General features: G+C 70.0%; 9 protein-coding genes. 6 read left to right on the top strand and 3 right to left on the bottom strand.

The window, feature by feature from the left end; all coding sequences use genetic code 11:
* Positions 1-132: 132 nt before the first annotated feature.
* The 4 genes from Q7X29_RS30740 (at position 133) to Q7X29_RS30755 (ending at position 5,417) form a co-directional block, all read left to right on the top strand.
* Positions 133-1,668 (top strand): amino acid permease, encoded by a 1,536-nt coding sequence (locus Q7X29_RS30740; RefSeq protein WP_218716768.1) that lies wholly within the window; start codon positions 133-135, stop codon positions 1,666-1,668.
* Positions 1,669-1,885: 217 nt separating this feature from the next.
* Positions 1,886-2,632, top strand: coding sequence for a DUF1989 domain-containing protein (locus Q7X29_RS30745; RefSeq protein WP_316576125.1), 747 nt, complete (start codon positions 1,886-1,888; stop codon positions 2,630-2,632).
* The gene (locus Q7X29_RS30750) at positions 2,629-3,249 is read left to right on the top strand and encodes an urea amidolyase associated protein UAAP2 (RefSeq protein WP_316576126.1); all 621 of its coding nucleotides are present in this window, start codon (positions 2,629-2,631) and stop codon (positions 3,247-3,249) included. Before Q7X29_RS30745 ends, Q7X29_RS30750 begins: the two co-directional genes overlap by 4 nt.
* On the top strand, positions 3,246-5,417 hold the full coding sequence (locus Q7X29_RS30755; RefSeq protein WP_394358752.1) for a 5-oxoprolinase/urea amidolyase family protein: 2,172 nt from the start codon (positions 3,246-3,248) through the stop codon (positions 5,415-5,417). Before Q7X29_RS30750 ends, Q7X29_RS30755 begins: the two co-directional genes overlap by 4 nt.
* A 57-nt stretch (positions 5,418-5,474) precedes the next feature.
* Here Q7X29_RS30755 and Q7X29_RS30760 read toward each other — a convergent pair whose 3' ends face one another.
* Complete coding sequence (locus tag Q7X29_RS30760) at positions 5,475-5,957, bottom strand: MarR family winged helix-turn-helix transcriptional regulator (RefSeq protein ID WP_218716771.1); 483 nt, start codon at positions 5,955-5,957, stop codon at positions 5,475-5,477.
* Between the two features lie 106 nt (positions 5,958-6,063).
* Here Q7X29_RS30760 and Q7X29_RS30765 point away from each other — a divergent pair, with 106 nt between their 5' ends.
* Complete coding sequence (locus Q7X29_RS30765) at positions 6,064-7,197, top strand: GDSL-type esterase/lipase family protein (RefSeq protein WP_316576127.1); 1,134 nt, start codon at positions 6,064-6,066, stop codon at positions 7,195-7,197.
* A gap of 73 nt (positions 7,198-7,270) precedes the next feature.
* Here Q7X29_RS30765 and Q7X29_RS30770 read toward each other — a convergent pair whose 3' ends face one another.
* The gene (locus Q7X29_RS30770) at positions 7,271-8,269 is read right to left on the bottom strand and encodes an NAD(P)-dependent alcohol dehydrogenase (protein ID WP_316576128.1); all 999 of its coding nucleotides are present in this window, start codon (positions 8,267-8,269) and stop codon (positions 7,271-7,273) included.
* A 91-nt stretch (positions 8,270-8,360) separates the two neighbouring features.
* Here Q7X29_RS30770 and Q7X29_RS30775 point away from each other — a divergent pair, with 91 nt between their 5' ends.
* Complete coding sequence (locus tag Q7X29_RS30775; RefSeq protein ID WP_316576129.1) at positions 8,361-8,996, top strand: TetR/AcrR family transcriptional regulator C-terminal domain-containing protein; 636 nt, start codon at positions 8,361-8,363, stop codon at positions 8,994-8,996.
* On the opposite strand, the gene Q7X29_RS30780 is transcribed toward Q7X29_RS30775, so the two are convergent.
* On the bottom strand, positions 8,997-10,019 hold the full coding sequence (locus Q7X29_RS30780) for an ATP-grasp domain-containing protein (RefSeq protein ID WP_316576130.1): 1,023 nt from the start codon (positions 10,017-10,019) through the stop codon (positions 8,997-8,999).
* Positions 10,020-10,269: the final 250 nt, after the last annotated feature.

Genomic DNA, 10,269 nt, shown 5'->3' on the forward strand with positions numbered 1-10,269 from the left:
CGATAGAAACGTGGGCAACGCAGAAGTTACCGCGGGCCCCACAGCCGATACACGCACGACACCGTTCGAGCGATCGCGCGCGCAAAACTATCGACTGATAGATATTTGGCCGCACCGCCGAAGGACACCGACATGGCCACGACTCTCGATACCGCCGCTGTTCCCCCCGATACCGGCCGCGACAGCGCCGACCTCGCCACATTCGGCTACGAACCGGTCCTGCACCGCAAGCTCGGGCGCTACGCGTCCTTCGCGGCAGGGTTCTCGTTCGTCTCCATCCTCACCACGATCTTCCAGTTCTTCGGCTTCGGCTATTCGTTCGGCGGCGCCGCGTTCTTCTGGACCTGGCCGCTGGTCTTCGCCGGCCAGTTCCTGGTGGCGCTGAACTTCGCCGAGCTGGCCGCCCGGTACCCGATCTCCGGTTGCATCTATCAGTGGTCGCGCCGCCTCGCGGGCGGGCTGATCGGCTGGTTCGCCGGCTGGATGATGGTGATCGCACAGGTCGTCACGGCCGCCGCGGCCGCCATCGCCCTGCAGGTGGTACTGCCGACGATCTGGAGCGGCTTCCAGTTCATCGGCACCGACACCGCGCTGACCTCCCGCGACGGCGCGATGAACGCGGTTCTGCTCGGCAGCGTGCTGCTGGTGGTCACCACCACGATCAATGTCATCGGCATCGACCTGATGTCGAGGATCAACTCGATCGGCGTCACCGTCGAGATCGTCGGCGTGCTGGCGATCATCGCGCTGTTCTTCACCGGCACCGAGCGCGGTCCCGGCGTCGTCCTGCAGACCGACCAGGCCGCGCCCGGCCCGTACTGGGCGGCGTTCCTGGTCTCCGGCCTGATGGCCGCCTACGTGATGGTCGGCTTCGACTCCGCCGGGGAACTGTCCGAGGAGACCAAGAACCCGCGCCGGGTCGCCCCGCGCACGATTCTGCTGGCCCTGTCGGTGTCGGCACTGGGCGGCGGGCTCATGCTGCTCGGCGCGCTGATGGCCGCGCCCAGCCTGTCCGACGGCGAATTGGCGTCGGGCGGACTGGCTTACGTCATCACCTCCAAGCTCGACAGCCCCGCCGGTTCGGTACTGCTCGGCTGCGTCGCGGTCGCGGTCATCGTGTGCACCCTGGCGATCCAGACGGCGGGCTCGCGCCTGATGTTCTCGATGGCGCGCGACGGCAAACTGCCGTTCGCCAAGGCCCTGTCGACCGTGCACCCGCGCTTCGGCACCCCGGTGTGGCCCGCCGTGGTGATCGGCGCGCTCGGCATCGGCCTGCTGGTGCTCAACCTGGGCAACCCGGCCATCTTCGCCACCCTGGCCAGCGTCTGCATCGTCAGCCTGTACCTGGCGTACCTGCTGGTCACCGTGCCGCTGCTGGTGCGCAGGATCAAGGGCCTGCCCGCCGTGGACGACCCGAGCCTGTTCACCCTCGGCCGCTGGGGCGTGCCGATCAACGCGCTCGCCGTGGTCTGGGGCATCGCGATGGTGATCAACCTGGCCTGGCCGCGTCCGGAGGTCTACACCCCGGCGGGCGGCAGCTGGTGGCAGCTGTGGGCGGGCCCGCTGTCGGTGGCGGTGATCCTCACCGCGGGCGCCGTCGTCTACCGCTTCGCAGTGGCCGCCAGGGACGAATTCCCCCACACCGAAACCGTCCCCGCCACGGCCTGATTCACCAACACCTGAATCGCCGCTACCACCCACCCACTCAGCCCCGCACGCTCCGACCTCGAGGAGGAGCAGGCCGACGAGTCGGCCGTCGCGGCCGTCCCGCCGATCAGGTGCCGTTGCGTACGCGACGAAGGAGCAAGCACCGGTGCCTGCTCGGCGGGACAGGAGGGGTCGCGACCTCGAGCGCGCCGGCGCTCCGAAACCACAGGAGATCACGATGACGAGTACTCGATCCACCGACGGGGCTCGCGCCCACGCGCGCGCTCAGGCCGCCGCGGCCACGATCGACCGGCCCGACACCCCCGACGGTGTCGATCCAGCGGCAGTCGTTCTCGCGCAACGCATCCCCACCGGCGGCTACGCGAACGTGGTGCTGGGCCGGGGCACTCGGGTCCGGCTGGCCGACCCCGCGGGTACCACCTGCGCGCACCTGTTCCTGCTCCGCGCCGAGGCACCGTGGGAGCGGCTCAATGTCGCCGACACCGTGAAGGTGCCGTGGCAGGCCTACCTGAGCACCGGCCATCCGCTGCTCTCCGACCAGGGCCGGGTACTCGCCACCGTCGTCGCCGATTCGTCCGGCCACCACGACACCCTGTGCGGGCCCGGCGCCGCAGGCCGTCACCAGCTGCACCTGGCCGGCGCCAAGCAGGGCCTGGCGCCGCGCGACATCGGACCGTCGGTCTCGCTGTTCCGCGGCGTCCGGGTCGAGGCCGACGGTGGTCTCGTCCCGACCGGCAACGCCGCCGCCGGGACCGCGGTCGACCTGCTGATCCACCTCCCGGTGACGCTGCTGGTCGCCAATGCCGCCCATCCCCTCGACGATCGGCCCACCGGCGACCTCGACGTGCTCGCCTGGGCGGCGCCCACCGAGCGCGCGACGAACGACGACCCCGAATACCGCCGGGCCGTCGACAACACCGAAGCCGCCTGGGCGGCCGCACTCAACTCGGAGGTTCTGGCATGACCACGGCGACCATCCGCACCGTCGTCCTCGACGAGACCGTCCCCGCTCAGGCGCCGTGGTCGGCGATCGTGCGCGCGGGCGATCAGCTCGAGATCATCGACCTGCACGGCAACCAGGCCGTCGACTGCCTGCTCTACTCCGCCGCCGACCGCACCGATCGCTACAGCGCCCAGGCCACCGTCGCCGCGCAGCGCAATATCTTCCTGACCACCGGCAGCGTCCTGCTGACCGAGGCGGGCACCCCGCTGATGACCGTGGTCGCCGACGAGGTCGGCAACCACGACACCATCGCCGGCGCGTGCTCGCAGGAATCCAACACCCTGCGTTACGGCCACCACACCCGCCACCAGCACGCCTGCGTGGAGAACTTCCTCAGCGCCGCGCTCGAATGGGGTCTGGGCAAGCGGGATCTGGTGTCCAACATCAACTGGTTCATGAATGTCCCGGTCGAGGCCGACGGCACGCTCGGCATCGTCGACGGACTGTCGGCGCCGGGCAAGAAGGTCACCCTGCGCGCCGAGATCGACACCCTCGTGCTGGTCTCCAACTGCCCGCAGATCAACAACCCCTGCAACGGTTTCGACCCGACGCCGGTCCGCATGGTGGTGACCCGATGAGTCTCACCGGAACCCGTTCCGCCGTCGTCGATACCGCGCTCCCCTCGGTCAGCCCGGAGCACCGCACTTCCGCGGCCGCCGCTACCGGCACGCGCACCGCCGGAGTCGTCGGCGCACCCGAGTCCGCCATGGTGGCGGGCACCCCGGTCGCGCTGCCCGCAGGCACCCGGTCCGTGCAGGTCCTCCGCCCCGGCATGCAGACCACGGTGCAGGACTGGCCCGGGCGAATCGGGTACTGGCACATCGGCGTTCCGCCCTCCGGCCCGATGGACGACCTCTCGTTCCGGCTCGGCAATCGCGTGCTCGGCAACCCGGAGGGCGCGGCGGGGCTCGAATGCACGCTGGGTGGCCCCGCGCTGCGCTTCAGCGAGGCGACGTGGGTGTGTGTCACCGGCGCGGTCGCCGACGTGCGAGTCGACGGCAGGCCGGTCGAGCAGTGGCGCACCGTCGAAGTCCCGGCCGGCGGCGTCCTCGAGGTCGGCGCGATCCGCGGGCCCGGCATGCGGACCTACATCCTGGTCGCCGGTGGCATCGAGGTCGAGCAATTCCTCGGCAGCGCCGCCACATTCACCCTGGGCAAGTTCGGCGGCGGCACCGGCGCGGCCCTGCGCGCCGAGGACGTGCTGCCCCTCGGCGCACCGGCGACCCGCCTGGCCCCCGCCGTCCCGATGACCGACATCCCCGCCTTCGGGCACCGCTGGGAACTGGCCGTCACCGAGGGCCCGCACGGCGCGCCGGAGTTCTTCACCCGCGGCGACTTCGACACCATCGTCGGCACCGACTACGAGGTGCACTTCAATTCCGACCGCACCGGCGTGCGCCTGCTCGGCCCGAAGCCGGAGTGGGCCCGCACCGACGGCGGCGAGGCGGGCCTGCACCCGTCGAACATCCACGACAACGCCTACTCGATCGGCGCGCTCGATTTCACCGGCGACACCCCGATCCTGCTCGGCCCCGACGGCCCGAGCCTGGGCGGCTTCGTCTGTCCGGTGACGGTGGTCGCGGCCGATCGCTGGAAGCTCGGCCAGCTCGCCCCGGGCGATACGGTGCGCTTCGTCCCCGTCCGCGCCGAACATGCCGCGCCCACAAGCGAACTCGGCGCGCGCCGACGCGCATCGTTCGGCACCGTGCTCTCGGCGGGCCGCGACGGCGACGACGGCATCCTGCGCCGCACCGAGGTCGACGACGAGACCGGCGTGACCTACCGCCGCCAAGGCGACGACGGCGTCCTGGTCGAATACGGCACGCTCACTTTGGATCTCGGTCTGCGCGCCCGCGTGCACGCACTGCATCAGCATCTGATCGCGGCCGGGCCGCGCGGGGTCGTCGAACTCACCCCCGGCATCCGCTCCCTGCAGATCCGCGTCGACCCGGCCGTGCTGCCGATCGCCCGTCTGCTCGACCTGCTCGCCGAAGCCGAAGCGCAGCTGCCGAATTCCGATCAGCTCGTCGTGCCGAGCCGCACCGTGCACCTCCCGCTGTCCTGGGACGACCCCGCCACCCGCGAGGCGATCACCCGCTACATGCACGGCGTCCGCGCCGACGCTCCGTGGTGCCCCTGGAATATCGAGTTCATCCGTCGCATGAACGGCCTGGACTCGGTCGAGGACGTCTATCGCACCGTCTTCGACGCCGAGTACCTGGTTCTCGGCCTGGGTGACGTCTATCTGGGCGCCCCCGTCGCCACTCCCACCGACCCCCGGCACCGCCTGGTCACCACCAAATACAACCCCGCCCGCACCTGGACCCCCGAGAACGCCGTCGGCATCGGCGGCGCCTACCTGTGCATCTACGGCATGGAGGGCCCCGGCGGCTACCAGTTCGTCGGCCGCACCACCCAGGTCTGGAACCACCGCGCCCGGCCCACCGGCACCACGGGCCCCGGCGTCGACCGCTTCGCCACCGACCCCGAAACTCCTTGGCTGCTACGCTATTTCGACCGCATCCGCTGGCATCCCGTCGAGCCCGGCGAACTGCTGGACCTGCGGGCCGACTTCGCCGCCGGAAAGGTCGACGTCCCCACCGAGGACGGCGAATTCCGCCTCGCCGACTACCGCGCCTTCCTCGCCGACAACGCCGCGGCCATCACCGATTTCCGCGCCGTGCAGGCCGAGGCCTTCGCCGCCGAACGCCAGTCCTGGCGTTCGGCCGGAGAACTCACCGACTGAGACCCCCGCGCCGGGCCGTCGGCGCCCGCGGCTCGGCAGGTCACGGCGACGCCTGGCTCACGACCGAGGTGGCGGGTCGGCGACGGCCGTCGCCGAGGGATTGGTGACGTCGCGGATGATGCGCAGGCCGGTGACCAGGCCGTCGAGCTGGTCCGGGGTGAGCAGGCCGGTGAGCCAAGTCTCCAGCGCGTCGAGGTAGTCCGGGAGGACCGCTTCGAGGCGGCTGATGCCCGCCGGGGTCAGCGCCGCGTAGGCGCTGCGGCGGTCGGTGGGATCGAGCTGACGTTCGACCAGGCCCGCCTTGGCGAGCCGGTCGACCAGCCGGGTGACGCCGCTGGTGGACAGCTCGGTCTGGGTGGCCAGGTCCGACATCCGCAGCCGATGCTTCGGCGAGCGGCTCAGCCGCATGAGGGCATTGAGGTCCAGGCCCGAGAGGCCGTGCGCGTGCCACGTGGGTTCGACCTTGGCGATCAACCCGCTGGTGGCCTCGAAGAGCAGGCCGGAGATGGTCAGGCGGGGGTCGTCGAACAGTTCGTGCATGAGACCACCCTAGCCGATGCTTGCCATGCGGATAGTTGACACGAGGAATACTTCGGGGTAGATCTATGCCTACGCAATATTCCTCGCAGCAACTAATGGAGTGGTCATGCAGCAGACGTGGGTCGCCGGATTCCGGTCGGGTGTCATCAGCCCGGACGAGCAGATCAAGCTCGCCGAATCGCGATCGTTCACCGACGAAACGGTGCGGCAGGTGCTGCGCCTGGCGGGCGGCGGTGACGCGGTGCGGGTGCGGCTGACCAACAGGTACGGGTCCGCGCCGCTGATGATCGGCGCCGCCCGCCTGGCCGTGCGCAAGGAAGGCTCGGCGATCACCACCGATGCCGAGGTCCGCTTCGACGGCGCGCCGATCGCGGTCATCGAGCCCGGCGCGGAGCTGGTGAGCGACCCGCTGGACCTGGCCGTCGCCGCCGGCGAGGACCTGCTGCTCAGCCTGTACCTCCCCGGCCCAACCGGCCTGGCGACGTTCTCCCACCAACCCGGTGAGATCGCCTACCTCGCGGCGGGCGATCGCACCGCCGACGCGGAACTGCCCGGCGCGCAGGAGCTTCCGTTCCGCTTCTTCGTCACCGGTGTCGACGTGCTCACCGGGGCGCGGCCCCCGATCGCGGTAGCGTTCGGCGATTCCTGGTTCGAGGGTGTCGGCACCACCCTCAGCGCCAACCGTCGTTCCGTCGACGTCATCAACTCACGTCTCACCCGGGGGTGGGTGGTGAACAACGGCATCGCCGGTAACCGCCTCACCGCCCGTGAGATCGGCGAATCCGGGCTGGCCCGCCTCGATGCCGATGCCCTCGCGGTTCCCGGCGTCACCGACATCCTGGTGAACTTCGGCATCAACGACCTGATCCTCGGCGCCATGGGCGGACAGCCCTCCGCCACCACCGAGGAACTGATCGCCGGTTTCACCGCTCTCGCCGAGCGCGCGCACGCGGCCGGCCTGCGGATTCACGTCGCGACCATCGGCCCCTACGCCGGCTGCGTCTACCCGGGCATGCCGCTGCTGGAAACCCAGCCGACCCGTCACGCGGTCAACGAATGGATCCGTGGCACCGACATCTTCGACTCGATCTTCGACGTCGACCAGGCGGTGGCCGACCCGCAGCGCCCGGACTTCATCCGCCCCGAGTTCGACAGCGGCGACGGCATGCACCTCAACGACGCGGGCGCCGCCGCCATGGCCCACACCCTCGACCTGACCGCACTGTTCACCGCGAGGTGACGGCAAAGGGGGCGCTGCACGGCGCGCCCCCTTCGGCCGGAGACGGGGTGGGACAGTCGCCGCGGCCGGGTCCTCACGGGGCGGTGAGCACCGTCTTCCCCGAGGCGTGCCCGCGCGCGAAGATCTCGATGGCGGACGCCGCGTCGGACAGGGGGACACGGCGCTCGATCACCGGGCGCAGGGCACCGTCGGCGGCCAGTCCGGCCAGGTAGTCCAGGTCGGCGGCCGCGGGGCGCATGAGCAGCGCTTTCAGCGTCTGACCGACGAACAGGTCGGTGAGCACCACCTGGCCGAGCCAGCGGACCGGACCGAACCAGTCGTCGCCGGGTGCGGCGGCGGAGGAGATGAACACTCCCTCCGCCGTCAGCACTCGGCGACAGTCGCGCAGGCGGTGATTGCCCGCCAGATCGAAGAGCACGTCGTAGCGCTCGTCGGACTTCGTGAAATCCTCGGCGGTGTAGTCGATCACGACATCCGCGCCGATTCCGCGCACCATCTCGATGTGTCGGGTACTACACACCGCGGTCACGTGCGCGCCGAGCGCCTTCGCGATCTGCACCGCGAAGCTACCGACGCCGCCGGACGCGCCGTTGATCAGAACCCGGTGGCCCGGTCCGACGTCGCCGATGTCACGCAGGCCCTGTAGCGCGGTCATCCCCGAATCCGGTATCGCCGCGGCCTCTTCCATGTTCAGCGCGGCGGGCACCAGCGCGAAGGAACCAGCGTCGGCGCACACGAACTCGGCGAAGGCGCCGCTGGGCACCGCACCGAAAACCCGGTCGCCGAGCTGGAATTCGGTGACCGTGGCACCGACCGCGACCACCTCGCCCGCGAGATTCTGCCCGATCATCCGGCGCTTGGGCCCGCGCAGCCCGAACCCCAGCCGCAGCAGATACGGGGTCCCGGTGAGCAGATGCAGATCGCCGCTGCACAGCGAGGCCGCTCGCACCCGGACCACCACCTCCCGCTCCCCCGGGTCGGGGCGCGGCACGGTCTCGGTCCGCAACACCTCGCTCCCGCCGTAGCGAGGAGCCACCCACGCGGTCATCGAAGCCGTGTCCACACCGGTCATGACATCCCTCATCTCGCACTTACAGCGTAAGTCTGTTGCCCAGACGGTACGCTTACGCCGTAAGTAGGTCAAGGAATCAGTCAGGAGCCGCATGCCACGCACCCCGCTGACCAGGGAACGCGTCCTGCGCGCGGCGATCGATCTCGCCGATCGGGAGGGTCTGGACGCGCTGTCGATGCGCAAACTCGCCAAGGCAGTCGGCGTGGAGGCGATGTCGCTGTACAACCACGTCGCCAACAAGGACGACCTTCTCGACGGCATCATCGACTTGGTCGTCGCCGAGATCTACGTCCCCGGCGCGGACGGCGACTGGCGGACCGAGCTACGCCGCCGCGCCGTCTCCGCCCACGAGGTCCTGCTCCGCCACCGCTGGGCCACCGGCCTGCTCGGTTCCCGGGTGAACGTCGGGCCCGCCATGCTCCGCTACATCGACGCCACGCTCGCCTGCCTGATCACCGCGGGCTTCACCTACGAACAGGCCGACCGTGCCTGGAACGCGCTGGACAGCCACATCTACGGCTTCACCCTCCAGGCCATCAACTTCCCCCTCGACCCCTCGGAGTACGCCTCGGCGGCACAGCGATTCCTGCCCCTCATCCCCACCGAGACCCACCCGCACATGCACGCCCTGGCCGCCCTGGTCATCGCCGGAACGCATTCCGGTACCGCGGATTTCACCTTCGGCCTCGATCTGCTCCTCGACGGCCTCGCTCGCCTGCTCCCCTAGTCAGCCCGCGACCAGATCCGCGCTCCGACGACTCTGGTCCTCGCGCCGACCGGTGACCTCCATGACCGCTTCCGCCACCGCCAGACAGGCGCCGAGTCGCGGCGGGAACCGCAATCCCGAATCCCGTTCCAGCAGCAGCCGCACCGCAGCCCACGGCAGATTCACATCGGCGAAAGCTGTATGGAACAGCCCGGCCGAGGGGCGCGGATTTGCCTCGAGCAGCACCGGTTCCCCACCGCGATAGCGCAATTGGACGTTGGTCAGATAGGCGAGTTCGAAATGCCGGACCAGGCTGCGCGCGATGTCGACCACCGCCGGGTCGTCCAGCAGGATACGGAAGCGACCCTGCTTGGCCCGCGGAATACCCACCAGCAGTTCACCTCCCGGAGCCGACAGACAGTCGATGCTGATCTCCGGATCGTCGAGGAACGGCATGACGAGCAGCGGGGGCACCGACTCCCCGTCCGCCGCCGCCCGGCGCAATGCCCCGGCAACCGCGTCGACCGAGGCCACCGGCCGGGGCGCGACCCGCAGGCTCGCCATCGTCAGCGGACGGTCGTCCAGGATGCGGAAGCCGAAGGCCGAGTACTCACCGCTCGGCTTGATGCACAGCGTCTCCCCGTCCCGGGACAATTCCTCGACGGCGGCGTAGAACTCGCCGACGTCGGTGGCCTCACGCCACGGGGGCACGGGAATGCCCGCCGCGCCGGCGATCTCGTAGGTGCGGACCTTGCTGGTCAGCGCCCGCACCGCCGCCAGTGGCGAGCACATGAGACTGGTGCCGACCGCGGCGAAGTCCGCGGCCCGGCCCGCGAGCGCGTCGAGACGCCGGGGCGGGATGAGGACATCGATGCGATGGGTCCGGCAGAACTCGAGCGCGAACTGCGCGTACTCCTCGTTGCCGACATACCGAGGCTCGATCGCCGAGACATCGCACGCCGAGAGAGCGGCCGCACCCGGATCCACATTGCTGGCGTAGATGGTGACGTCCACACCGTCCGGGTTCTCCCGTAGCAACCGCATGACCTGAACGGTCGCCGCACCTGCACTGCTCAGCCAAATCCGAAGCGTTATGGCAACCGCTCCCTTCCTGTTTTTCCCGGTGAGAACCGGACCTTATCCCGGTTCCGCGTTCCGCACATTTCGGAACGCAAGACCGCAGGTCACACCCTGGATATCGCAGGCGCGTGAGGTCCGCGGCGGGTCGGACAGAGGGAAATGGTGCGGCTGCTCGCCTACCAGGGAAACGTGGTAGGCGAGCAGCCGCGCAGCG

This window comes from Nocardia canadensis (genome assembly GCF_032656385.1).
Taxonomy (GTDB): domain Bacteria; phylum Actinomycetota; class Actinomycetes; order Mycobacteriales; family Mycobacteriaceae; genus Nocardia; species Nocardia canadensis.

Coding starts and splice junctions, on each gene's coding strand:
- Q7X29_RS30780 (WP_316576130.1), bottom strand. CDS start 10,019: ATGCGGTTGCTACGGGAGAACCCGGACGGTGTGGACGTCACCATCTAC.
- Q7X29_RS30775 (WP_316576129.1), top strand. CDS start 8,361: ATGCCACGCACCCCGCTGACCAGGGAACGCGTCCTGCGCGCGGCGATC.
- Q7X29_RS30765 (WP_316576127.1), top strand. CDS start 6,064: ATGCAGCAGACGTGGGTCGCCGGATTCCGGTCGGGTGTCATCAGCCCG.
- Q7X29_RS30750 (WP_316576126.1), top strand. CDS start 2,629: ATGACCACGGCGACCATCCGCACCGTCGTCCTCGACGAGACCGTCCCC.
- Q7X29_RS30740 (WP_218716768.1), top strand. CDS start 133: ATGGCCACGACTCTCGATACCGCCGCTGTTCCCCCCGATACCGGCCGC.
- Q7X29_RS30760 (WP_218716771.1), bottom strand. CDS start 5,957: ATGCACGAACTGTTCGACGACCCCCGCCTGACCATCTCCGGCCTGCTC.
- Q7X29_RS30755 (WP_394358752.1), top strand. CDS start 3,246: ATGAGTCTCACCGGAACCCGTTCCGCCGTCGTCGATACCGCGCTCCCC.
- Q7X29_RS30770 (WP_316576128.1), bottom strand. CDS start 8,269: ATGACCGGTGTGGACACGGCTTCGATGACCGCGTGGGTGGCTCCTCGC.
- Q7X29_RS30745 (WP_316576125.1), top strand. CDS start 1,886: ATGACGAGTACTCGATCCACCGACGGGGCTCGCGCCCACGCGCGCGCT.